Here is a 22,198-nt window from a genome sequence, read left to right as displayed (position 1 = left end):
GCTTTGAGCGAATTCTTGTCGTTTGATTGAATGCAATCAAACGGAACGCTCTCTAGATAAAGTCGATCTCGTTGCTGAGTGGCATCTGTCTGATACGTTTGCCCGTTGCTGCGAAGATCGCATTTGCCAATGCTGGCGTTGATGGTGGTGTACCAGGTTCGCCTGCACCACCCATTCGTGGAGAATTCTCCAGCAACTCAATGGTGATCTTGGGAGCTTGATACATGCGCATGGCATCGAACGTGTCGAAGTTTGCTTGTTCGATCTCGCCATCAACCCATGTGATTTCCTGTCCCAGCGCCTGACTGAGCCCGAAGTTGATACCGGACATGATTTGATCCTTGAATATACCCGGATCAAGAACGATGCCCGGATCGGCAACGGCCCAGACTTCCTCAATGGTGACAGTGTTGTCGGTGACATCAACCTGAACCACTTGTGCGGTCCACGTACCGAAGGAGAGAACGTGGGCGATGCCGCGGCCTTTGCCAGCGGGTAACGGGGTACCCCAGCCGGACATTTCTGCGACGCGCTTCAGGGCTTCCCGTGCTGGCCGGAATTCATCGCTGGTTAGATGAGCTAAGCGGAACTCAAGTGGATCTTTACCAGCTTTGTGTGCGGCCTCATCCATAAAGCTCTCATGGAAGAAACCGTTGACTGAATTACCGACTGAGCGCCAGAAACCAATAGGCACCTGAAGATCTGCCACGTGAGCCTGACAGCGGATGTTTTCAACATCCAGCGGCTGATTGAAGGCACCATCGAGTACAGTGTTGTCTGGACCTGCGGGGCTGATACCCGGGAAGATCCGTGGCATTACGCTCTGGATGATGGATGGGGAAGCCACCTGCATGTCCATGGTCTTTAACCTGCCATCCGGTGTCACCTGACCTTTGAACTGGCCAATCGCCATTGGACGGTAGGTGTCGTGCTGCGTGTCTTCTTCGCGCGTCCAAGTCACTTTTACTGGATTTGGTGCAGTTGCTTTAGCGATGACGGCAGCATAGAGCGCAAAGTCGACTTCCAGACGACGTCCAAAGCCTCCACCGAGACGGGTAGTGGTAACGTCAATGTCGGCGCTGTCCATGTCGAAGTGACTGGAGACAACAGACTGAATGAGGCCGGGGGCCTGTGTTCCAGTCCAGACACGGATCGTGTTTTCGTCGTGCTGGGCTGTCGCGTTCATTGGCTCCATGGTGGCGTGGGCCAGGAATGGGACACGGTATTGCGCTGATACGGCTTCACTTTCCGGAATAGATGTAAAGACCTCTGCATCAGACCCCGTGCCACCCAACTCGAATGTGGCTTCTTGCGTCAGTGCGTCTTCAAGGGCGGACCACATCTGATCGGAGTTTTGAAGGGAGAGTGGATCGTCCCACTCGATCTCTAAGGCTTCAGCACCTTTGAACGCTGCCCAGGTGTTGTCAGCAACAACGCCCAGGCCTTCACCCGTGATTGTTCTGATTTCGACGACATCTTTGACGCCAGGAATGGCGAGTGTTGCGGTCTTGTCGTAGCTCTTGAGGCTGACACCTTTGCGCGGGGCCATTCTTACGGTGCCGTAAAGCATGTTTGGCAGTTGTACGTCGATGCCGAAAATGCGGCCTCCGGTGACTTTGTCTTTCAGCTCAACACGTTTTTGCGATTTGCCGAGGATCTTCCAGTCACTGGCTTTCTTAAGCTTCATCTCGCTTGGAGGTGAGACCGCAGCGGCTTTGCTTGCCAGCTCTCCATAAGTGACAGACTTGCCAGAGGCTGTATCTGTGATGGTACCATCTGCAAGTGTGAGATTATCTTCTGAGGTGCCGAAGTGTTCTGCTGCTGCTTTTAGAAGGACGAACTTTGCAGCATATCCGGCTTCGCGCATCTTCACAAAGGCGTCGGTGGTGGAAGAGGAGCCACCGGTCATGTTCAGACCGAGGAACTTGGCGACGATTTTCATCGAGCCGCGAGCAAGTTCTGCCAAGACACTTTCATCATAAAACGGGAAGGGGGTGGATTCCTCCAGCATTGCAGCATTGAAGTAAGCCGGGCTGGATGGACCATGTTCCACAACCACCTGCTCAAGTGGAACTTCCAGCTCTTCGGCGACCAGAGCTGCCAGTGTTGTGTGGACGCCCTGACCCATCTCAGCACGTGGAGTGATGATGGTGATGGTGTTGTCTTGATCAATCATCACATAGGGATTGAACGGTGTTTCACCTTCAGCCTTCTTAGCATCCAATGGGTTTGCATAGGGCTTCTGGTAAAAATAGAAGCCCACGGCAAGACCGCCGGCAGCTGCAACGCCAAGGCCGAGAAAGGCGCGGCGGGTGTATTTTCCCAATCGGCTCATCTTCAAGCTCCCAGCGTTTGTGCTGCGTCTTTGATCGCGGCTTTGATTTTTGGGTAGGTGCCACAGCGACACAGATTGGTCATGGCATCGCTGATGTCTTCATCGGTCGGGTCCGGATTTTCTTCCAGCAGAGCGACTGCAGCCATGATCTGGCCGGACTGGCAGTAACCGCATTGAGGAACGGAGTGTTTCATCCACGCTTGCTGAACGGCATGCAGTTCATCGCCTTGGGAGATGCCTTCGATGGTGGTGATCTCACCTTCGACTTCTCCAACCGGCTGTGAGCAGGAACGCACGGCCTCCCCATCAATCAAAACGGTGCATGCGCCGCAGGCTGCAATACCGCATCCGAATTTGGGGCCTTTGATATCCATAATGTCCCGAAGCGCCCACAGAAGTGGCATTTCCGGGTCGGCTTCTATCTCTTGTTTTTGACCATTCACGGTCAGAGGTATTTTCGGGTACATTTGTCTGGCGATCCCGTAAATTTATAGTTAGGAGACTTTTGTTCTCTTAACTTATGATCTGACAGATGTTTGTCAATGGACCTTGCCAAGTTTAATTGACATGGATTGGAATGAGACCTATCACCAAACTATGACCAACCAGAGTTTTCAGCGCGCCAGATCTGCCGAAGCGAAGGCACAGCGCCATAATGATCTTATACGTGCCGCGACCTGCGTGCTTGAGCAGGACGGCGTAGATGGACTGACCTTGCAGGCAATTGCCAGCCGTGCAGGTATCGTGAAATCCAACATTTATCGGTATTTTGAAACGCGGGAAGCCATTCTGGTTGAGTTGCTGCTACGTGATTTTGTCAAGCTGATTGAGGATCTGGAGCAGGAAATCCCCGGTGAGATGGCTCCCGCTGATATGGCGAAGCTTCTTGCTGAAATGTTCGCGTCGCGTCAGGTGCTATGTGAGCTGATGAGTGAAATTGCTCCGACAATGGAGAAGAATATCTCCATTGATTGTGTACGTGATTTCAAGCGCGCCTTGCTGGTGGAAGCTGCCCGAGCAACGAGTGCGTTGCAAAAAGGGTTGCCGTGGCTTGATGCGGAAGAGGCGATGAGTGTCTTCTTCAGCATTCATGTGTTTGTTGCCGGACTGTGGCCTGTGACCAATCCACCACCAGTTCTGGTGACACTCTACGAGGAGCCAGAATTTGCTCCACTCAAGTACGAATTTGCTCCGGCATTGTTTGGCATGATCACTGCGCATCTGCTTGGCCTGGAGGCGATGAAAAAGCTCAGCGCATAAATGTCGCGATTGCTTGTTGCAGCTGCTTGATGCCGACCTGAGGGTCGTTTGTGTTTTGTATCTCCACCAGATGCGGTAGTTTCGGCAGGGACAGGTCTGCGCGCCTTAACCGTTGCTCGATATCCTCTGCGGTTTCGCGGCCTCTCATGGAGAGGCGTTGTGCGAGCACGTGGATTGGTGCCGTAATATGTACGACCAGCAGTTTCTCATACTTGCCGACAGCGTCTGCCAAGGCTTTTCGAGAGCCATTTGCGACAGCAATCCCACCCTTAGTGATGTGATGATCCATGCATACTGGCAGGGCATAGGTCAGCCCATGGGCTGGCCACGACAATGCCACGCGGCCCTGATCGATAAGCTCTGACATTTGCTTGTGGCAGACTGCTTCGTGCGGTTCTGAACCGGCATCTGCCGGACGGGTGATCAGGCGACGGGCAAACATGATGTTCTCGTCGCCTTCGCACAGTTCTTTATAGCCGTGAATCAGCGTGTCTTTGCCTGCGCCGCTTGGCCCTACGACCATGATCAGTGCGCCGGGACCAAGCTTTTTTGCTTGCTCCTGAGCTGTATCCAAAACTGTCACGATAGTTCCCCCCTCTCATCCGCCGTGCTAAGCGACGCGATATCCTTCGCGCCAGACACCACGGACGATTGGGACGTCGCCAACCATACGCACCTGTACAAGGTCTGCGCGGCGGCCAACTTCCAGTGCACCACGGTCAGCAAGGCCGACAGCCTCTGCCGGGATCTTTGTTACCTTCTGTACGGCTTCAGGAACGGAGATGCGCTCGATTTGCTGGGCCAGCAAGAAAGCGGCTTGCAGAAGTGAGACTGGGACGTAATCAGAAGACAGAACGTCCAGATAACCAGCTTCTGCCAACTCGCGTGCAGAAATGTTGCCTGAGTGGGACTTGCCGCGTACCACGTTCGGAGCACCCACCAGCACAGCCATGCCAGCTTCGTGTGAAGCCTTTGCAGCTTCCATGGTGGTTGGGAATTCAGCAACATTGATGCCAAACTTGTTTGCTTCCTCAACATGGGCGAGGGTTGCGTCGTCATGGCTGGCCAACATCATGCCTGCAGCTTTGGCGCGGTCTGCAATGGCAAGACGGTTCTTATCGGAGTTGCGATTTGCACGGGCCTGCATTTGCAACATGAACTCTTGCATCTGTTCGTCAGAAAAACCCTTCTTGGTTTTGTAGTAAAGCTCGAACTGATCCAGAGAGGTGAACTGGCGTTGCCCCGGTGTGTGGTCCATCAAGGATGCAAGACGAACGCGCGGATCGTCATTGAACAGCTCAAAGCCTTCAACACAGTTGTCGGCGGAAACCTCACAGCGCAGGTGGATGTAGTGATCAGCACGCAGGCGGCCTTCTTGTTGACCGATCTCGATTGCATCGGCCATGGCACGCATGTCTTGGGCCGTCAGGTCAGCATCGTCTTCCATGCCAACGCGCAGGGCATCGAACACGGTAGTGATGCCGGAGCAGGCGATCTGTGCATCGTGGGCCTGAACGGCAGAGACTGCGTTCCATGTGACGCCGGGGCGTGGCTTGTAGTGGTTTTCGAGATGATCGGTATGCAGCTCGACAAGACCGGGGATGAGGTAGTCGCCTTCACAGTCCAGCGCGTTGGATGTGTTGCCGTCGCTTAAGTCGCTGATCATGCCATTTTCGACCGCCAGTGTGCCTTCCAGCGTCTGATCGGGGAGGATCAGTTTTGCGTTGGTGAAGGTCATTGGTGTGTGTGGCTCGACCATTGTTGATGTCTGATGTGGCGCTTCGCCGACTAATACATCGCTCATGCTACTTGTCCTTCCAATGGTCTTATTTCAATGACTTGAAATGGCGCCCCAGCCTCTGGTTCAACGCAGAGGGTGAGGTGCGAAATGGAGATTGGTTGATGAATGACAGGCTTGAAGTGGTCTTCTGCGGCAGCTTTGAGAGCTTTGCGCTCGCTCTCGTCTTCAAGTCGTTTTGACAGGGTCATATGAAAATGGAAATGCTTGAAAATGTAGGGGTAGCCCCACTCCAGCATGTAGGCATCCTGCTGTGGTGTCAGGTTCGCTTTGCGGCGTCGTTCGATGTCTTGTTCGCTCAAAGGTGCGCGAAGATGGTCGAGCTGTTTGATGCATTGCGCTGCCAGTCCGTTGAGCTGTTCTGACGGCTGCGTCGGTGTCAGGGCGAGAAACTTGCCGAGGAAGGTTGGCGCAAGTCCTTCGATGGTGAAGGCAGATGTTTGCTTGGCGAACGTGCTGAAAGCTGCTTTTGCATCTTCCTGCGATTTACCTTCCGCCAGATGAAATGGTGGTTTCATGGTGGCGTGGAAGCCATAGCGACGTGCGTCTTCGGTGATTGAGTGCAGGTGCCCGGGCTCAAACTCGTTCAGGTGCGGGTGTGCGAGGCTTTCATTGGAAAAGGCTGAGCGCCCGAGCCATTGGCTTCCCAACTCCGTGAGCGTGGCTGACTGTGGGTGTGTGAAATAGATTGAGTAACGCATATCCAGAATATCCTTGGGCTTCGAAGTACCGGGCAAACGGTGTCAGTCCTATGACACCTCAGGCTGGTTCGAAGTGTTCCAGAAACCTTTCCACAGTCATCGATTGAAACAGAGGGAGACGCTCGAAGATTATGTCCTCTGGCCAGTCCCACCATTTGAGTTGGATCAGTCTATCAGCAGCTTCCTTGGAGAAGCGTCTCTTGATCGGCTTTGCCGGGACGCCGCCTACGATGGTGTAGGGCTCCACGTTTTTTGCCACCACAGCGCCTGCTGCGAGGATTGCACCATCGCCAATCGTTACACCGGGTAGCACGGTTACGCCGTGTCCGATCCAAACATCATTGCCGATAGTGACACGCGCAGCTCTGCGGTCAGCAAAGAACTGGTGATCCCGTTCCTTATCTTCGCGGTAGTATTCGGGGGTGTAGGTAAAGCGATGTTGGGAAACCCGCTCCAGGGGATGATTGGGAGGACCGAGACGAACATTGGATGCAATGGCCGTGAACTTACCGATTGTGGTGTCCGCAACCGTTGAGTTCGGGCCAATGTAGGAGTAGTCGCCGATCTCACAATATTCCAGATAGGTTGGGCCAAGCACTTCGCATTGCTTGCCAACCGCAGCCTCTCGATGGGTGACGGTTGACTCGATGACCGTCTCCACAATTTTGGGGGGCTTTATCATGAAGTGAGTTTCCCTTTTCTACATATCGGTTACGGATATGCTTTAGGCAGCCGATGCGAATGAAGTTACATCGATGATCCGGTCTGCAATGGCATCACGAACGTCATGATCGTGAAGAATGCCTACCATTGCTACACCTTGCGTTTTCTTCTCTTCCACCAGCTCCACAACAACGGCTCGGTTTGCTGCATCGAGTGAGGCTGTTGGCTCGTCGAGAAGAAGGATCGGGTAATGTGCGATGAAGCCTCTTGCGATGTTAACGCGTTGCTGTTCACCACCCGAGAAGGTTGCTGGTGGCAACTGCCAGAGACGCTCTGGCACATTGAGGCGTGAGAGCAAGTTGCCAGCACGCTCAAAAGCTTCGTCTTCTGCAATGCCTTGAGCCATGAGGGGGTCAGCAACCAGCGTGAGAGCAGGGACGCGTGGGATGGCGCGGAGGAACTGTGAGACGTAACCGATTGTGGTTTCGCGCAGGCGGATAATGCGGCGCGGAGTTGCGTCGGCTACGTTGACAATCTCATCACCATCCGTGATCAGGATCTGGCCTTTCTGACAACGGTAGTTGGCGTAGATCATTTTCAGGATTGAACTTTTACCCGAACCTGACGGACCGCCAAGAACCACACATTCTCCCGCTGAAACGGAGAAGTTTACACCGGAGACGACCGGGATTTCCAAGCCATCTCGCAAGTGCATCTTGAAGGACTTGGCAAGGTCAGAAACAAGCACCTTGGTTTTAGGAGTGTTTGTCATTGTCTTGTCCTTATGGCTGCAAGATGGAGGAGACGAGGAGCTGGGTGTAGCTCTCTTGCGGGTCGTCCAGTACCTGATCTGTCAGTCCGCTTTCGATGACATGACCGTGGCGCATCACCAGAATACGGTGTGAGAGCAGGCGGGCCACTGCCAGATCATGGGTCACGATGACCACGGAGAGGCCAAGGTCAGCAACGAGACCGCGCAGCAAGTCCAACAAGCGTGCCTGAACAGACACATCCAAGCCGCCAGTTGGTTCGTCCATGAAGACCAGTCGTGGGGCCGTGACGAGGTTTCGGGCAATCTGGAGACGTTGACGCATGCCGCCGGAGAATGCGCGTGGGTCATCGTCAATGCGGTCTTCTGCGATCTCGACGCGGCCTAGCCAATCGGTGGCAGTGTCGCGGATGTTGCCGTAGTGGCGAGCGCCAACTGCCATGAGGCGTTCACCAACGTTGGCTCCTGCAGAGACTGTCATGCGCAGGCCATCTGCTGGATGCTGGTGGACGAAACCCCAGTCGGTACGCATGAGCATGCGGCGCTCGGCTTCACTCATTTCGTAGAGGTTGCGCATCTGGCCCATGCGATTGCGGTAGTTGACCGAACCTGAGGTCGGGGTGAGGCGGGTTGCAAGGCAGTTGAGCAGCGTTGTTTTGCCCGAGCCACTCTCGCCTACAATTGCAAGCACCTCACCCGGATAGAGATCGAAGCTGACGTCTTTACAGCCGATGCGGCCGCCATAAAGTTTTGTCGTGTTGCTGATCTGAAGCAGCGGAAGGTCTTCAGAGCTTTGAATATCCAGGGACATTAGTCGTTTCCTTCTGCTTCTAGAGGATTGGTTCCAAGGTGGCCGACATGACCAGCATCGCGGCGTTCCTCGCAGAAATCACTGTCGGAGCACACGAACATGCGGTTGCCATCGTCATCCAGAATGACCTCGTCCAAATAGACCTCTTCTGCACCGCAGATGGCGCAAGGCTGGTCGAACCGGGTCACTTCAAATGGATGGTCTTCAAAATCCAGGCTCACCACCTTGGTATGTGGTGGGATGGCATAGATGCGTTTTTCGCGGCCTGCCCCAAACAGCTGGAGTGCTTCCATCTGGTCCATCTTTGGGTTGTCAAACTTAGGCGTCGGGGATGGGTCCATCACGTAACGATCCTGCACCATGACCGGGTAGGCGTAGGCTGTTGCTATGTGGCCGAACTTGGCGATGTCCTCGTAGAGCTTCACATGCATAAGGCCGTATTCTTCCAGCGCGTGCATCTTGCGGGTCTCAGTTTCGCGTGGTTCCAGAAAGCGGAGTGGTTCAGGGATCGGAACCTGATAGACAAGCACCTGATCCTTTGTGAGATTTTCTTCCGGGATGCGGTGGCGAGTCTGGATGATGCTGGCGTCTTTTGTCTTTGTGGTGGTGTCCACACCTGTTGTCTCAATAAAGAAGTTGCGCAGGGCGACCGCGTTTGTGGTGTCGTCTGAACCCTGATCGATCATCTTCAGGCAATCGTCCTTGCCGATGACTGCCGCAGTCACTTGCACGCCGCCTGTACCCCAGCCGTATGGCATTGGCATTTCGCGGGCGGCGAAGGGAACCTGATAGCCGGGGACCGCAATGCCTTTAAGGATTGCGCGGCGGATCATGCGTTTGGTTTGCTCATCCAGATAAGCGAAATTGTAGTGTTCGCCGGAGATGCCTTGTGTTTCAACGCGCTCGGTCATTGTGCCGCCTCCGCAACGAGTTCCTGTTCAGCCGCTTCACGTTTCTCTTGCCACTCTTTGCGAACCTTACGGATCAGCTCCAGTTCTGACTGGAAGTCGACGTAGTGCGGAAGTTTGAGGTGCTCTACGAAGCCGGTGGCCTGCACGTTGTCGGAGTGAGACAGGACGAACTCCTGATCTTGTGTCGGGGAGTCGATTTCTTCGCCCAGCTCTTCAGCTCGCAAAGATCGATCCACGAGCGCCATTGCCATGACCTTGCGCTCGCCCTGTCCGGGAACCAAGCCGTAGCCGCGTGTGAATTGTGGTGGTGCGGATGCGGAACCCTGGAACTGGTTGATCATCTGACATTCGGTGACTGTCATGGTGCCAAGGGGAACTTCGAATCCGAGCTCCTCCATGAAGAAGTCAACCTCGACTTCGCCGAGTCTGATTTCGCCTGCAAACGGGTGCGTTCTGCCAAAACCGCGCTGGGTTGAGTAACCAAGTGCCAGCAGAAAGCCTTCGTCGCCACGTGCCAAATTCTGCAAGCGCAGATCACGGTCTGCTGGGAAAGTGAGCGGTTCGCGGGTGATGTCGCCAACTGGAGCATCCGGTGCGATTGGCTCATCCGGCTCAATCAGGCCTTCATCATTGAGGAGGTCTGTCACGCGTGGGACGACCTCTTCCTTCTCGAACTCCTGCACTTCTGGTACTGGAGCTTCGCCATCTGCCGCCAGCTTAAAATCGAGCAGGCGCTGGGTGTAATCGAAGGTTGGGCCGAGTAACTGTCCGCCTGGAAGGTCCTTGTAAGTTGCGGAAATACGGCGACGGATCAGCATCTTAGCGGTGTCGATTGGCTTGGAGTACCCAAAGCGTGGCAGGGTTGTTCTGTAAGCGCGCATCAGGAAAGCGGCTTCGATGAGATCGCCGCGAGATTGCTTGATGCCGAGTGCTGCCAGTTCTGCATCAAACAGAGAGCCTTCTGCCATCACGCGGGAGACAGAGAGGTAAAGCTGCTCAGAGATTTGCTTGAGGCTCAGGGATGGCACGCTGGTATCGCCGCGGCGATCCCGTGCCATGAGCTTGTGAGCGTTACGGATGGCTTTCTCGCCACCTTTCACAGCAACATACATGATTTAAGCCTCCAAACCGGTGATTTTGGTGGAGCGAGGCAGGCCTGCGACCTGATTGGTTCCAGCAAAAATGATGTCGATGCCGAGTGGGTAGAGTGTGCTGTTGTCTTGCATCTGCTGCCAGAACATTGCTGGTGCGGGAGCAAAGCTGAACTGCTTCTCAGTTTTGATGCCCGGACCTTTCAGCGTGATACCGTCGTCTTCGGTGAGCTCATCGACCATCAAAACGATTGTGGTTGAGCGGTCTGGATATTCCGCATTGCCAGCGGCAAAGCTTGCAATCGCAGGGAGCAGTTTTACATCCGAGACTAGTGCAAAAGCAGCTTCTGCAGGGCTCTCAACGAAGGGTGCTGCCGTGTGGAAGCGGATGTAATTCTTGACGGTTTCATTGGTTGCTAGCGCAGGATCCAACCAGAGCGGTGTGTCATAATCGCAAAGTGTCAGCACGAGCGCTGTCGCAGCTACAGACAGTGGAGCAGGAGGGCTGAGTGTGAGAATGTCCAGCTGTTGCACAGTTCCCGGTTGAGCCAGTGCGTTCATGGCGGAGCGGAAGACGGACTGGGCGTCGTGGACTGGATCTGCCAGACCCGGAGCGGGCGCTTTGGCGAAAATTGAGGAGGCTGTTTGCGTGCTCATATTACTCTCCCCGGACCATGGTGAAGAAATCAACTTTGGTGGCTGCGACTTCAGCGCGTGTTTCGTTTTCTGCTTGTTCTTGAGCGGCGGCTAATGGTTGAAGAACCTTTGTCTTAACGAGATCCCGGTGTTCTGGTTGTTGCCAAAGGGCGTCAATGAGAGCCGCCTGTAGGACTTTTTGTTTTTCGCGGCCAAGGGCTTGACCGAAACCGGTGGTCCCGTCGTCCAAAGCTATGACGCAGCGAGTGACGGTTGCTTCACACATGTTGAAGGGAGCGCCGGTGCCACCAGCGCGACCACGGACCATCACGAGCCCGATTTCTGCTGGGCGGATAACCGTGTAGTTCGGCTCTAAATCGAGGTTTTTCCAGGCTTCTGCAAGGTCTTGCGCTGAGGCCCTTGCCAGAATGCCCATGGCATTCTGCCTAGCTGCAATTTCCGGTGATTGCTCTTTGAGCGAACTTGCCGTCATTTCAGCCCCTTTAACTTTCAGGAACACGCTGGTTCTCTGGCATTGTGTGGTGACGCCTTGCGGGTTTGTCGAAAGATTGGGTCCGCGCGTCTGAATTCGGTTGCTAAGCTAGAACTAATGTTGTCTAGTTGTATAGACAAATATTTTGCTCGCCAACTGATTAGTGTTGTTTCATGACGAAGACATGACGAATGCGATGAAATTTGATTTCTCTCCTGTTGAGCGACGTGCGGGCGTTGCCATGTGGAAGCAGATTGCTGAAGTGCTGCGCTCTGAGCTTTCGCGAGCTGAGGTTTCTGAGGGGGAGAAAATCCCGACAGAACAAGAGCTTGCACATAGCTTTGAGGTTAACCGCCATACTGTTCGGCGTTCGATTTCCACTTTGATCGAAGAGGGTTTTTTACGTTCAGATCAGGGGCGGGGGACCTTTGTTGCCAAGGCTCCGCTGGTCTATCCCATCGGTCCGCGCACGCGCTTTTCGGAGAACTTGTCGGGTCAGGCGCAGGAGGTTTATGGGGATATCTTCCGCACGACCGAAGTGATTGCAGATGCTTACACATCCGAACTGTTGGAGATTGAACCAGGCACTGCACTGTTTAAATGTGAGTCTGTGAGTTACGCAGATGGCACACCAATTATCGCAGGAACGCGCTGGTTTGAAGTGTCTCGCTTTCCCAATCTACCTTCAGATTTGAATGAGACCAACTCGATCACCAAGATCATGGAGAAGTATGGTTTCGGCGATTATCAGCGCCAGGAAACCCGGATTACAGCAGCGCTTTGTAGTGCGCATAATGCGGAGTTGCTTAAGATCTCCGAGGGATCGCCTGTGCTCGTGATGGAATCTATCAATGTGATTGCGAGTGGAGCACCTATACAAATTGGTCGTGCCTATGTGGCTGCTGACCGGATGCACCTAACCGTCAGAAATGACTAGGCTTTTGTTTAGGGCCAGTACTTGGGTGCTTCTACGGCGGCGTTCCAACGTTCCTGCGCTTCCAGCCATGCATTGTCTGCTCTGGCCTGATGCCAACCGGCGACAAAACCGATGACCGTTGAAACTTCGTTGTTTTGTAAGGACTGCGGAAGCTTCATTGCGACCAGACGGTCAGCCATGGCCACATCGTTGAGGTAGCCGAAGGTATTTTGAAGGCGTTTCAGGCACTTAAGGAAGATACGAAGATCTTCTGGTTCATAGAGAGAGCGGAAGAACTCAACCGTATAACGCATTTTTTTGAGCGATTTGCGGAGGTCATGGCGTTGCTCGATGGTGAGATCCTGCAAGTTCTCGGCCCGTTTTTCGCAGGCCTTCCAGCGCTTGGACAATGCGTTTTGGGCGAAGGTTTGAATTGGTAGGTCCAGTTTCTTGAACTCGCTTAATCCCAGGTTCTCTTTCCAAGCTGAGCTGTGTGCCAGTTCTCCCAATTGGAGTAGGAAGCCGTTGAGCTTTGGATCGATCAGCTCCTGTCTCAGTTCAACCTGAGCTTCCACATGTGCTAGTTTAATGGCTTCAAAGAGCGGTTCGACTGAGTGCGTGTCTGGCAGTAACGGGATAACCGGTGTGATGATATCTTCCACCAGCACATCGATATCTCTTTGATTTCCTGCAGTTGTTGCCAGTTGCTTCGCGGAGATATCCAGCGCTGCGATGGTTTCGTTGCCCGGGAAAGCTGCTTTGTAGATATTGAACGCACTTCGTAATCTACGCAGTCCGACACGTAGTTGATGTGGGCCTTCAGAGATGTTTTGCTGAAGGACGCAAGAACGGTTGGCAACAATCTGGTTGAGGCATTCGCTTAGGATTTTTTGGAAGGCTGAGCCTGCGTTGTCTCCTGGTTCCAACTCTATGTAGTTGGAGTGAAGTGCTTCTGAGGGCAGCTCAGGTGGTTCACCACTTGCTAATCGATAGCCAATGCCTGCCTTGTTGCTGCTGGAAAACAGAATTGGTCGATCTTTCATGAGTGCGCCTGCCAGTTTGTACAGGCTTTCGACCGGGCCTTCCATCAGCTCCAGCTCTACTTCATGGATCGGATGCTCTTTAGTGGCTGTTTTGGCTATGCCGGAATCCAGAGCCACTTCAATCTTCGCACCTGCTTTATCTGTATAGTAGGTCAAAGTGCGCGTGATGGCGGTCTCGAACAGGATTCCCCATTGCTTGCCCTCAAGCAGAGATAAGAGCTTCTGCTTGATTTCATTATCAGAAATCACATGGAAGTCTGGCTCAATTCCGGCTATGGGCAATTCCAGCTCAATCCGTTTGGAGAGCCCGGACTGCATGCCGCCGCCTTGCTTGATGGTTTGTAGCCAGTTGGTGCCGTTGTGGCGCGTGCGCAGCGAGATACGGGCTTTTTTGAGTGTGTGGTCCGGCGTGTCGTAATACACGGAACGGAGACGTTTCACGGATTGCTCACTGACCGCAAAGCCTTTTGGTGGTTTTGCTTTGGCCAGTTGCTCCAGAGTTGTTTCGTCTACAGAAAGCTTAAGCTCAATCTCGTGCATGATTGCCGGGCCACCCTATGCACAGCGTGCGAAGTGGAAGCTGGTTCCATCCCACTCTTGTTGATTTTACGTAGTAAACATCTCGCGAACGCATCCGCCTGTAAAGGGTGCAAAACGTCTATGGGAATTTATCAAAGATATAATCCCCATTTGGCAACGGTACTATGAATTGTGCTCTATTAATGCCCGTTGGTGGGTTATGCAGGCGTTAGCGGATCCTGCTGGAACAGGTATGCATCAAAAGCCGGATCGTCGACGTCAGATAAATCCATCAGGCGTTTCTTGACGTTCTCAAGGTGTTGCCACATCGCTTGTTTTGCTGCTTGCGGGTCTCTTCGCTTCAGGGCATCGAGGATGTCCTGATGGTCGTTGAGCCACTCTTCGCGGTATGTGTTGTCGAAGATGCGTTCGTGCAGCTTATCCCACATTCTGGAACGGGTGCGTTGCTGCCAGAGGTTTCTGACCATATCGACCAGTACCGAGTTCTGGGTGGCTTCTGCTATGAGCAGGTGAAATTCCTCGTCTGCCTCATACCCGCCGGAGCCTTTTGCCAGGTCTTCGCGCTCACGCTCCAGAGCATCGCGCATGCGCAGGATATCTGCTTTGGTGACCATGGATGCTGCGAAGGCTGCGATGTTGCTTTCCATAAGCTGGCGTGCCTGCAGGAGCTCAAATGGGCCGATGTCTTCCAGATTTGAGGTGGGAGTAACTTGCTCCGCATCCGGCAGGCGTACAACGTAAGTGCCTGATCCTTTGCGCACATCAATCAAGCCTTCGATCTCAAGCATGATCATAGCTTCGCGCAGAAGTGAGCGGCTGACGTTCATTTCTTCAGCAATCTGGCGCTCCGGGCGCAGGCGGTCTCCAACCTTGAACGTTCCGTTGCCTAACTCTTTGCGCAAGACCTCAGCTACTTCCTGATAGCGGCGACGCTGACCATCCATTTCGCTCATTCTCCCATGCCTGCGCGGTTTGGCGGATTTTTAGTGATTGCTGCACGCTTAAGATACTAAATAAAGCAGATTTGCAAGCGAGACAAAAGGCCAGAGATTTGCCTTGTTACTCTGGCCTTTCTTATTCCATTAGAAGGCTTATTGGGTCAATGCTTTGATGCGTGTGATCAAGGAGCCAACTCTCTCAGATTTTTCCGCAGCTTCTGCATGCATTGGCAAAACAGCTTCGATGAATGGTGCTTTATCCACCTCAATGAACTTCACATTAAGCTCGGACTTTGCCTGCTCGATGTGTTTCTTTGTCATCTCATTCCACTGGGCACGGTGGAAGTGCATGGAGGACTTGGCAGCATCACGAATTGCTGTTTGTTCGTCTGTGTTTAACGAATTCCAGACCGTGGTTGAAATGACAACGATAGACGGGATCATTGTGTGGCCGTCATCGGAATAAACCTTGGAGACTTCACCATGACGGGCTGTGGTCAGCGCCAGCGGGTTATTCTCTGCACCATCGACCACGCCCTGCTGAAGTGCGCTGTACAATTCGCCCCAGGATATTGGCGTTGGGCTGCCGCCGAGCAGTTCTACCATGCGGATTGCTGAGGGGGATGGTTGGACGCGGATTTTCATGCCTTTGAGATCAGCTGGTGAATGGATTTCCTTGTTGGCGTAGAAGGAGCGGGCACCTTCCACGTAAAAGGTCAGACCAATAAAACCTTTGTCTGCTGATGCTGCAAGGATGTCGTCGCCGATTGGGCCGCTGAGAACATCGAAATAATGGTTCTCATCTACGAAGATGTAAGGCAGGTTCAGCGCTGAGTATGACTCTTCAAAGGCTTCCAGTTCGCTGGCGTTGGTTTTGGCCATTGCGAGGGTGCCTTCTTGCACTAACTCCATGGATTCTCTTTGTGTTCCCAGTGCGCCATTGCCGTAGATGCGGATTTTGAGAGAGTCGTCGGTGGCTTCTGCAACTTTATCTGCCATGTGCTGCATGGAAATGTGCAGAGGGTGCTCTGGTCCCTGATTGTGACTGAGTTTCAATGTCTTCGCGTAGCCGAATGAAGTTGTTGCAAGCAGAGCTGCGCACAGAACTGTGGCTTTGGCAATCTTTCTCGTAAACATATGCTTCCCCCCGGATGATCGCAGCGAATGTATTCGTGAGATGAAACTATAGAATGCTGAGGCTGCGATATGTAATAGAAAGAATTGGATGGATTCGAGGAGTTGTCAAACCATTTTATATATTGGTTGACCTTATGAAGAGCTTATTTGTTTTCCGTCTAACTGAATTATTTCTACTGCATCAGCCTGATAGATGTGATGAAGCATTATTCTTCTAGTTAGCGCTCTTATGATTGGTCGGAGTTCTTCTAAGAAAGAACGGTATTGGTCAACCGAAGGGCGAGAAGATGCAAAAAAGCCCCTGAGTTTGTCTTTCAGGGGCTGGATTGATGATGTCAGTTCATGTTCTTCGGTTTCCAGCGCCGCAGCAACATGGCGTTGGTAACCACGGAGACGGAACTCATGGCCATGGCGGCTCCTGCAATGACAGGGGAGAGCAATCCCAGCGCTGCCAGCGGAATGCCGATGATGTTGTAGATGAAGGCCCAGAACAGATTTTGTCTGATTTTTCTGAGGGTTGCTTTGGAGATGTCCAGTGCTGCCGGGATCATCTTTGGCTCAGAACGCATGAGTGTGACGCCTGCGGTTTCCAATGCAACATCTGCGCCGGAGCCCATTGCAATGCCGAGGTCTGCAGCTGCGAGAGCAGGGGCATCGTTGATGCCGTCGCCGACCATTGCAACTCTATAGCCTTGTTCTTTCAAGTCATTTACGACTTCGTTCTTGCCTTCTGGCTGAACGCGTGCCTGAAATTCGTCAACGCCGACCTGATCTGCGATGTTTTTGGCGGCGAGTTCCGTGTCGCCGGTGATCATGACTGTGCGAATGCCTTGTTTCTTAAGGGATTCTACAGCTTCACGGGCGGAGTCCCGTGCCTGATCAACAAAGGCCAGAACACCGATTGCACGGTCACCCAGAGCGACTGTAACTGCGGTTTTACCTGAGGATTCGTAAGTCTTTACAAGACCATCACCCATCATGGATGGGGCGACATTCAGGTCTTTCATCAGGGCTGCGTTGCCGATGGAGACCTGCTGTCCAGTGAGCTCTGCAATCAGGCCCTTGCCGGGGATAGCCTTGATGGAGCGTGGGCGGGTGAGCCTGAGGTTGCGCTCTTCTGCTGCGCGGATAAGTGCGCTGGCGAGTGGGTGTTCGCTGCCCAGCTGGATGCTGGCTGCGATTGTCAGCAGGCGGTCGTCATTGCGGTCAAAGGCCTGAGCATCCGTCAGAACTGGCTTGCCGACGGTCAGCGTGCCGGTTTTGTCAAAGAGGATCGTATCGACTTTGTGGGCGCGTTCCAGCGCTTCGATGTCGCGGATAAGTATGCCAGCCTTCGCGGCTGCGCCAGTGCCTGCGACAAGTGCTGTCGGGGTAGCAAGTCCCAGTGCGCAAGGGCAGGCGATGACGAGGACGGCGACGGATGCGCTGACGGCTGTTGTGACGTCGCCGGAGTAAAGCATCCAGCCAGCGAAGGTTGCGAGGGCGATCAGCACAATAACGGGAACAAAAATAGCTGCGACTTTGTCGACTAATTTTTGTAGCGGTGCCTTGGAAGCCTGTGCGCCTTCAACAAGGTGGATAATCTGAGCTAAGCGTGTTGATTCACCAAGGGCGGTGGTGCGGACAAAAATTGCACCTGCTCCGTTGATTGTTCCACCAGTTACCTGATCACCCTTGTTTTTGTGCACGGGGAGGTTCTCTCCGGTGAGCATAGATTCATCCAGCTCGCTTTCACCCTCTTCAATCAAGCCATCGGTTGGAACGCACTCGCCCGGTTTGATAACTATGTAATCGCCGAGGCGCAGATCTGAGATGCCAACGGGGATAATCTTGTCGCCGACGATCTTGTTGGCCGTGGTTGGTCGCAGGGCGATCAGAGAGCGAACTGCTGCTGAGGTGGAGCGTTTCGCCCGTATTTCCAGATACTTACCCATCAGAATGAGGGTGAGAATGACGGCGGATGCTTCAAAATAGAGGTCTGTTGCCTGCGCCTGTGTGGCGAAGAAGACGTTATAAACGCTGTACAGATAAGCGGCGGATGTGCCGAGCGAGACGAGGACATCCATGTTGGCGCCGCCATGACGCAGCGCTGCAAACGCACCCTTGTAGAATCGCGCACCGACGAAAAGTTGGATTGGCGTTGCTAATGCAAACTGCAGTACGCCAGAGAGCTCGAATTGCACGCCAAACGCCATCAAAACCATTGGAATGACTAATGGAATCGCAAGGAGCGTTGATAGCGCGAAAAGTTGAAAGGTTTTGCGTTCTTCTGCGTCGCTATGTGCTTCGCGCTCCTCAAAAGCCTTCTTTGCTGCCTCTGCCTCGTCCCGGCGCTCCCTGGCCTCAAAACCAGCTGTCGAGACCACATCCACCAGATCATTTGCGGCGACCTGAGGCAGGTGTTCCACCTCTGCCATTTCAAGTGCGAAATTGACCGTGGCTTTGACCACACCTTCGGTTGCCTGGAGAGTCTTTTCCAAGCGAGATGCGCAACCTGCACATGTCATTCCGGTGATGTCGAGTTTGACGGTTTGGGCTGCAGAGGCTGAGGGTGCGTTCATCAGAGCTATCTTCGGTTGCCGAGTTCAGACCCTCAGGACTTATTACCATTGGTGAGGGCGGGTCAAGTGGTTGTAGAGAGGGTAAATACGCAAGCTCTCCGATGTGATGTAGTCGTGTTGTGATCCTGATCGAAGCCGAGACCACAGCCTGATCATTTTTGCAGGGAACACATAGGGTTTTGCGAAGTTTGACCGCTCCTTGGCCCTTCGGTACGGAAAGGCGCTCTGTGGATAGTCACGTAATGGGAACGAGCGGTGTCTGCTCAATGGCTATGCCAGCAGCAAAGAGATGATCTGTGTGATCTCTTTTGATGGGGTTGGCAGGCTGGCGCATTCCAGGATGAGGGATTTTCCGGTTGGTTGCCATTGGGTGAAAGGGGCTTTGAGGTCACCTTTCTTGAGAGACGGTTCGACAAGGGCTTTGTGACCCATGAGGATGCCTGCACCGTTTTTCGCTTCTTCCATTGCGATGGCATAGAGGGAATAGTTTGGGCCGTCGCTTAAACCATTCAGAGTTGGTGCGTTTTTGCTGGCCCAGACCTGCCAGTCCTCTGCCCAGATCACATCGTGGAGGAAGGTTTCTGTCTCAAGATCCTGTGGTTCTTTCAGGCCCTTTGCTGTTGCTGGTGAGCAGACCGGGGTGATGAGGTCCTCTGCGATGATACGTTCTTGAGCCGTGCCTTTGGGTTTACCGATGAAGATGGAGAGGTCGTAGATCTCGCGGTCCAGATTGGGCGGCGTTTCCAGTGCGATGACAGAGATGTTGGTATCTGGCAGGGCTGCTCTGATCTTCGGTAGACGCGGAGAGAGCCAGAGTTGGGCGACGCTTGGCAGGGCAGCAATGTGAATGGTTTTGCGGCTGGTTTTGGCTCGTAATTGCCGGACCGCGTTGCCCAGTTCATCGAAGGCCTTAGAGAAGTGCGGGGCGATGTCCTGTCCCAGCTCTGTCAGGTGGACGCCTTGAGAGCGGCGCTCGAACAGGTCCGCGCCGACCCATTCCTCCAATGCTTTGATGTGCTGGGAGACAGCGCCTGCGGTGACGCTCAGTTCTTCTGCTGCATTGGCAAAACCGCCGAGGCGGGCGGCGGCTTCGAATGCACGAAGGGCGTTGAGAGGTGGCCCTTTGGGGCGGGAGGGAGAGACTGACATGGCTTAGCCTTAGTTTTTCTAGGCCAATAATTACATATTCTGGTTTGCGCTCTCAAGCGTTCTGTCCGCACACTCCTCTCAACAATTGGGAGGTTGTGATGGTTTTAGCGAAACGAAATTGGGTTCCAGCTCACTGTGAAGCACTGGTGCAGGAGGTTGCGCAGCGTACGCAAGCACAGAGTTCTGCGGCTCTTCTGGGGCGACTGGATGCGCTGGCTGCTCAAAACAGGGAAATTCATGAGGAGCAGTGCTTCAATCTAAACCCGGCAACGAATGTGATGAACCCAAGGGCTGAGGCGTTTCTAGCCTCTGGCATTGGTTCTCGTCCGTCTCTTGGCTACCCCGGTGATAAGTATGAGATGGGGCTGGAAGCTATTGAAGAGATTGAGGTGATTGCGGCTGAGTTGAGCGCGGAAGTGTTTGATGCGCAGTATGCGGAGATCCGTGTACCGTCTGGAGCCGTCGCTAATCTTTATGGGTTTATGGCGACCTGTCAGCCGGGTGATACGATCATCGCGCCGCCTGCTTCCATTGGCGGGCATGTGACCCACCACATTGCAGGCTGTGCCGGGCTTTATGGTTTGCGCACTGTGCCTGCTCCGGTGAATGCGGATGGTTATACCATTGATGTGGAGGGGCTTCGTGAGCTTGCTAAAGCGGAAAAGCCGAAGCTGATTACTGTGGGTTCCAGCCTCAACCTGTTTGAGCATCCTGTGCGCGCTATTCGTGAGATCGCCGATGAGGTGGGTGCGAAGGTGATGTTTGATGCGGCGCATCAATGCGGGATCATTGCTGGCAGAGCCTGGGCGAATCCGTTGGAAGAGGGTGCTCATTTTATGACCATGAGCACCTACAAGAGCCTTGGCGGGCCTGCGGGCGGTCTGATTGTCTCCAATGATGCTGAGTTAATCGAGCGGATGGATGCCATCGCGTTTCCGGGGATGACTGCCAACTTTGATGCGGCGAAGTCTGCTGCGCTGGCGGTGACCATGCTGGATTGGCGGGACTATGGGCAAGCGTATGCTGCTGAGATGATTGCCCTTTCAAAAGCACTGGCGCAGGCGCTCGATGCGCAGGGCATTCCCGTGTTTGCCAAGGCGCAGGGCTTTACGCAGTCACATCAGTTTGCTGTTGAAGCAGCTTCGTTTGGCGGAGGGCAGGCGGCTTCCAAGAAACTCCGCAAGGCTGGGTTCCTTGCCTGTGGCATTGGTTTGCCGATTGCTGAGGTTGAGGGAGACATGAACGGGCTGCGTATCGGGGCGCCTGAGCTGGTGCGCTGGGGTATTGGTACCAGCCATGCGAATGAGATGGCGCGATTGATTGCAGCTGCTTTGCGCTCGGACCAGCCCGCGCAGTATCTGCCTCAGATTTCTGCATGGCGTCAGCAGTTCAAGAAACTGCATTATGTGATAGCCGAAGAGCCGGTGTCAGCCTAACAGCTGTTACGGCATAACAAAGCGTTCAATGATGAGGTCGCGTTTACTGGGTTGTGTTCTTCTTAGTTGCTTAGATTTAGGCGGTGGGCATCAGGGACATCACACAACGCGACCCATCCAGACTGTTCTTGAAGCTGGAGCATCAAGCTCGCTAAACCCATACTTCTGCCAAAAGCGAATGGCTCTAGCGTTCTTTGCATTCGCACCAACATGTACAGCTGTTACCCCATGTCGTTTCGCGTCTCGCATCCATTCCTTAAGAAGAAGGGCACCCATGCCTTGTCCTTGAATAACTGGGAGAAGGTTCATGTGTAGATGTGCAGGAAAGCATGTAGAAATCTGTTCTGGTGTTCTCTCCGGAAGATGTATCATCTGGCATCTGCGTTCTTCCGCTGTCCAAGCTGATCGCATTCCTTGGTCAGGTTTTGGGTACCTTCGTCTTAAGCTCGGCCACCATTGAGATTCTAGGACCTCCTCAAATTCAACGGTATTATGTGTGCCTACACAATAACCTACGACTTGGTTTTGACTCTCAATCACGTAAGCGAATTGAGGTGAGTACTTTAGGTAGGGGGCTGAATATATGTGCCCCATCATTCGATGATCGGCATACAAGTGGCTGGCATCATCACCCAAATGGCCTGTTTGAACCGAAATACGGTAGAGTCCTTCCAAATCATGGGGACCAGCTCTTCGTATTTTGCTCATTTCAATATCCCCATTTGGAATGCAACCGCTCTTACATCTTATGAAGATCAAATATTGGCAGCAAGCTGAAGATGAGTGCTTTCAAGTCGTGCGGGCCATATGTATGGACCGCCTGCATTTCGCAAGAGAGTTTTTACTTGGAACCTTGAAGTCGCTACTATGTATCCGACCTGTCTATCGGCACGCGGGCCGTGGCCTTGATGGTAATACGCACGTACCTACAGTATAATTACCGGACAGGTTACTTAGAACCATTATGGCCCTCTGACTTTGAGTGCGTTCTTTCTTCCGTTCCATGCTTA

At 53.5% G+C, this 22,198-nt stretch carries 21 protein-coding genes; 3 read left to right on the top strand and 18 right to left on the bottom strand.

Going from position 1 to position 22,198, the window contains the following annotated elements; genetic code table 11:
* Positions 1 to 52: 52 nt before the first annotated feature.
* Both PsAD46_RS26485 and PsAD46_RS26480 read right to left on the bottom strand, forming a co-directional pair.
* Complete coding sequence (locus tag PsAD46_RS26485) at positions 53 to 2,335, bottom strand: molybdopterin cofactor-binding domain-containing protein (protein WP_063291765.1); 2,283 nt, start codon at positions 2,333 to 2,335, stop codon at positions 53 to 55.
* 2 nt (positions 2,336 to 2,337) lie between these two features.
* On the bottom strand, positions 2,338 to 2,802 hold the full coding sequence (locus PsAD46_RS26480) for a (2Fe-2S)-binding protein (RefSeq protein WP_082827038.1): 465 nt from the start codon (positions 2,800 to 2,802) through the stop codon (positions 2,338 to 2,340).
* Positions 2,803 to 2,902: 100 nt separating this feature from the next.
* Between PsAD46_RS26480 and PsAD46_RS26475 the strand changes: the two genes are divergently transcribed.
* Positions 2,903 to 3,595, top strand: coding sequence for a TetR family transcriptional regulator (locus tag PsAD46_RS26475; protein WP_208982059.1), 693 nt, complete (start codon positions 2,903 to 2,905; stop codon positions 3,593 to 3,595).
* Here PsAD46_RS26475 and phnN read toward each other — a convergent pair.
* From phnN to phnG, 10 genes are read right to left on the bottom strand one after another with little or no spacing between them, the layout of a single operon-like run.
* Positions 3,585 to 4,178, bottom strand: coding sequence for a phosphonate metabolism protein/1,5-bisphosphokinase (PRPP-forming) PhnN (gene phnN / locus PsAD46_RS26470; RefSeq protein ID WP_063308252.1), 594 nt, complete (start codon positions 4,176 to 4,178; stop codon positions 3,585 to 3,587). The genes PsAD46_RS26475 and phnN overlap by 11 nt on opposite strands.
* Before the next feature lie 27 nt (positions 4,179 to 4,205).
* Positions 4,206 to 5,354: an alpha-D-ribose 1-methylphosphonate 5-triphosphate diphosphatase gene (locus tag PsAD46_RS26465; RefSeq protein ID WP_063291762.1), complete on the bottom strand. Its 1,149-nt coding sequence runs from the start codon at positions 5,352 to 5,354 to the stop codon at positions 4,206 to 4,208.
* A 41-nt stretch (positions 5,355 to 5,395) separates the two neighbouring features.
* A complete protein-coding gene (locus PsAD46_RS26460) occupies positions 5,396 to 6,094 on the bottom strand; it encodes a DUF1045 domain-containing protein (RefSeq protein WP_063308251.1) in 699 nt (232 codons plus the stop codon).
* Between the two features lie 58 nt (positions 6,095 to 6,152).
* Entirely contained in the window at positions 6,153 to 6,776 is a 624-nt protein-coding gene (locus tag PsAD46_RS26455) for a DapH/DapD/GlmU-related protein (protein ID WP_063308250.1), read from the bottom strand.
* Between the two features lie 42 nt (positions 6,777 to 6,818).
* Positions 6,819 to 7,529, bottom strand: a complete 711-nt coding sequence (gene phnL / locus PsAD46_RS26450) for a phosphonate C-P lyase system protein PhnL (RefSeq protein ID WP_063308249.1) — start codon at positions 7,527 to 7,529, stop codon at positions 6,819 to 6,821.
* Positions 7,530 to 7,539: 10 nt separating this feature from the next.
* Positions 7,540 to 8,337 carry a phosphonate C-P lyase system protein PhnK gene (gene phnK / locus PsAD46_RS26445; RefSeq protein WP_063308248.1) on the bottom strand — a complete coding sequence of 266 codons (798 nt, stop codon included), beginning with the start codon at positions 8,335 to 8,337 and terminating at the stop codon, positions 7,540 to 7,542.
* Positions 8,337 to 9,248 carry an alpha-D-ribose 1-methylphosphonate 5-phosphate C-P-lyase PhnJ gene (locus tag PsAD46_RS26440; protein ID WP_063308247.1) on the bottom strand — a complete coding sequence of 304 codons (912 nt, stop codon included), beginning with the start codon at positions 9,246 to 9,248 and terminating at the stop codon, positions 8,337 to 8,339. Before PsAD46_RS26440 ends, phnK begins: the two co-directional genes overlap by 1 nt.
* Positions 9,245 to 10,360: a carbon-phosphorus lyase complex subunit PhnI gene (locus tag PsAD46_RS26435; RefSeq protein WP_063308246.1), complete on the bottom strand. Its 1,116-nt coding sequence runs from the start codon at positions 10,358 to 10,360 to the stop codon at positions 9,245 to 9,247. The genes PsAD46_RS26440 and PsAD46_RS26435 overlap by 4 nt, the downstream gene beginning before the upstream one ends.
* A gap of 3 nt (positions 10,361 to 10,363) precedes the next feature.
* A complete protein-coding gene (gene phnH / locus PsAD46_RS26430) occupies positions 10,364 to 10,996 on the bottom strand; it encodes a phosphonate C-P lyase system protein PhnH (protein WP_063308245.1) in 633 nt (210 codons plus the stop codon).
* Position 10,997: 1 nt separating this feature from the next.
* The gene (gene phnG / locus PsAD46_RS26425; RefSeq protein WP_063308265.1) at positions 10,998 to 11,468 is read right to left on the bottom strand and encodes a phosphonate C-P lyase system protein PhnG; all 471 of its coding nucleotides are present in this window, start codon (positions 11,466 to 11,468) and stop codon (positions 10,998 to 11,000) included.
* A gap of 184 nt (positions 11,469 to 11,652) precedes the next feature.
* On the opposite strand from phnG, the gene phnF reads away from it, so the two are divergent.
* Positions 11,653 to 12,405, top strand: a complete 753-nt coding sequence (gene phnF / locus PsAD46_RS26420; protein WP_208982058.1) for a phosphonate metabolism transcriptional regulator PhnF — start codon at positions 11,653 to 11,655, stop codon at positions 12,403 to 12,405.
* 8 nt (positions 12,406 to 12,413) lie between these two features.
* On the opposite strand, the gene PsAD46_RS26415 is transcribed toward phnF, so the two are convergent.
* The 5 genes from PsAD46_RS26415 to PsAD46_RS26395 form a co-directional block, all read right to left on the bottom strand.
* Entirely contained in the window at positions 12,414 to 13,967 is a 1,554-nt protein-coding gene (locus PsAD46_RS26415; protein ID WP_063308243.1) for a CYTH and CHAD domain-containing protein, read from the bottom strand.
* Positions 13,968 to 14,164: 197 nt separating this feature from the next.
* A complete protein-coding gene (locus PsAD46_RS26410; RefSeq protein ID WP_057461877.1) occupies positions 14,165 to 14,911 on the bottom strand; it encodes an FCD domain-containing protein in 747 nt (248 codons plus the stop codon).
* A gap of 147 nt (positions 14,912 to 15,058) precedes the next feature.
* Positions 15,059 to 16,042, bottom strand: coding sequence for a TRAP transporter substrate-binding protein (locus tag PsAD46_RS26405; protein WP_063308242.1), 984 nt, complete (start codon positions 16,040 to 16,042; stop codon positions 15,059 to 15,061).
* A 335-nt stretch (positions 16,043 to 16,377) separates the two neighbouring features.
* Positions 16,378 to 18,603: a heavy metal translocating P-type ATPase gene (locus PsAD46_RS26400; RefSeq protein ID WP_063308241.1), complete on the bottom strand. Its 2,226-nt coding sequence runs from the start codon at positions 18,601 to 18,603 to the stop codon at positions 16,378 to 16,380.
* Between the two features lie 270 nt (positions 18,604 to 18,873).
* Positions 18,874 to 19,752, bottom strand: a complete 879-nt coding sequence (locus tag PsAD46_RS26395; RefSeq protein WP_063308240.1) for a LysR family transcriptional regulator — start codon at positions 19,750 to 19,752, stop codon at positions 18,874 to 18,876.
* 98 nt (positions 19,753 to 19,850) lie between these two features.
* Between PsAD46_RS26395 and PsAD46_RS26390 the strand changes: the two genes are divergently transcribed.
* A complete protein-coding gene (locus PsAD46_RS26390; RefSeq protein WP_063291750.1) occupies positions 19,851 to 21,188 on the top strand; it encodes an aminotransferase class I/II-fold pyridoxal phosphate-dependent enzyme in 1,338 nt (445 codons plus the stop codon).
* 99 nt (positions 21,189 to 21,287) lie between these two features.
* Here the strand turns inward: PsAD46_RS26390 and PsAD46_RS28845 are convergent, their stop codons facing one another.
* Positions 21,288 to 21,497 (bottom strand): GNAT family N-acetyltransferase, encoded by a 210-nt coding sequence (locus PsAD46_RS28845; protein WP_342585838.1) that lies wholly within the window; start codon positions 21,495 to 21,497, stop codon positions 21,288 to 21,290.
* Positions 21,498 to 22,198: the final 701 nt, after the last annotated feature.

It is taken from the genome of Pseudovibrio sp. Ad46 (genome assembly GCF_001623065.1).
Taxonomy (GTDB): domain Bacteria; phylum Pseudomonadota; class Alphaproteobacteria; order Rhizobiales; family Stappiaceae; genus Pseudovibrio.
This window is presented reverse-complemented; position numbering and strand designations above follow the sequence as displayed.

What these genes read in the sequence shown, in the direction of transcription:
- PsAD46_RS26485 (WP_063291765.1), bottom strand. Translation starts at nt 2,335, where the DNA reads ATGAGCCGATTGGGAAAATACACCCGCCGCGCCTTTCTCGGCCTTGGC.
- PsAD46_RS26480 (WP_082827038.1), bottom strand. Translation starts at nt 2,802, where the DNA reads ATGTACCCGAAAATACCTCTGACCGTGAATGGTCAAAAACAAGAGATA.
- PsAD46_RS26475 (WP_208982059.1), top strand. Translation starts at nt 2,903, where the DNA reads ATGGATTGGAATGAGACCTATCACCAAACTATGACCAACCAGAGTTTT.
- PsAD46_RS26465 (WP_063291762.1), bottom strand. Translation starts at nt 5,354, where the DNA reads ATGGTCGAGCCACACACACCAATGACCTTCACCAACGCAAAACTGATC.
- PsAD46_RS26460 (WP_063308251.1), bottom strand. Translation starts at nt 6,094, where the DNA reads ATGCGTTACTCAATCTATTTCACACACCCACAGTCAGCCACGCTCACG.
- PsAD46_RS26455 (WP_063308250.1), bottom strand. Translation starts at nt 6,776, where the DNA reads ATGATAAAGCCCCCCAAAATTGTGGAGACGGTCATCGAGTCAACCGTC.
- phnL (WP_063308249.1), bottom strand. Translation starts at nt 7,529, where the DNA reads ATGACAAACACTCCTAAAACCAAGGTGCTTGTTTCTGACCTTGCCAAG.
- phnK (WP_063308248.1), bottom strand. Translation starts at nt 8,337, where the DNA reads ATGTCCCTGGATATTCAAAGCTCTGAAGACCTTCCGCTGCTTCAGATC.
- PsAD46_RS26440 (WP_063308247.1), bottom strand. Translation starts at nt 9,248, where the DNA reads ATGACCGAGCGCGTTGAAACACAAGGCATCTCCGGCGAACACTACAAT.
- PsAD46_RS26435 (WP_063308246.1), bottom strand. Translation starts at nt 10,360, where the DNA reads ATGTATGTTGCTGTGAAAGGTGGCGAGAAAGCCATCCGTAACGCTCAC.
- phnH (WP_063308245.1), bottom strand. Translation starts at nt 10,996, where the DNA reads ATGAGCACGCAAACAGCCTCCTCAATTTTCGCCAAAGCGCCCGCTCCG.
- phnG (WP_063308265.1), bottom strand. Translation starts at nt 11,468, where the DNA reads ATGACGGCAAGTTCGCTCAAAGAGCAATCACCGGAAATTGCAGCTAGG.
- phnF (WP_208982058.1), top strand. Translation starts at nt 11,653, where the DNA reads ATGACGAATGCGATGAAATTTGATTTCTCTCCTGTTGAGCGACGTGCG.
- PsAD46_RS26415 (WP_063308243.1), bottom strand. Translation starts at nt 13,967, where the DNA reads ATGCACGAGATTGAGCTTAAGCTTTCTGTAGACGAAACAACTCTGGAG.
- PsAD46_RS26410 (WP_057461877.1), bottom strand. Translation starts at nt 14,911, where the DNA reads ATGGATGGTCAGCGTCGCCGCTATCAGGAAGTAGCTGAGGTCTTGCGC.
- PsAD46_RS26405 (WP_063308242.1), bottom strand. Translation starts at nt 16,042, where the DNA reads ATGTTTACGAGAAAGATTGCCAAAGCCACAGTTCTGTGCGCAGCTCTG.
- PsAD46_RS26400 (WP_063308241.1), bottom strand. Translation starts at nt 18,603, where the DNA reads ATGAACGCACCCTCAGCCTCTGCAGCCCAAACCGTCAAACTCGACATC.
- PsAD46_RS26395 (WP_063308240.1), bottom strand. Translation starts at nt 19,752, where the DNA reads ATGTCAGTCTCTCCCTCCCGCCCCAAAGGGCCACCTCTCAACGCCCTT.
- PsAD46_RS26390 (WP_063291750.1), top strand. Translation starts at nt 19,851, where the DNA reads ATGGTTTTAGCGAAACGAAATTGGGTTCCAGCTCACTGTGAAGCACTG.
- PsAD46_RS28845 (WP_342585838.1), bottom strand. Translation starts at nt 21,497, where the DNA reads ATGAACCTTCTCCCAGTTATTCAAGGACAAGGCATGGGTGCCCTTCTT.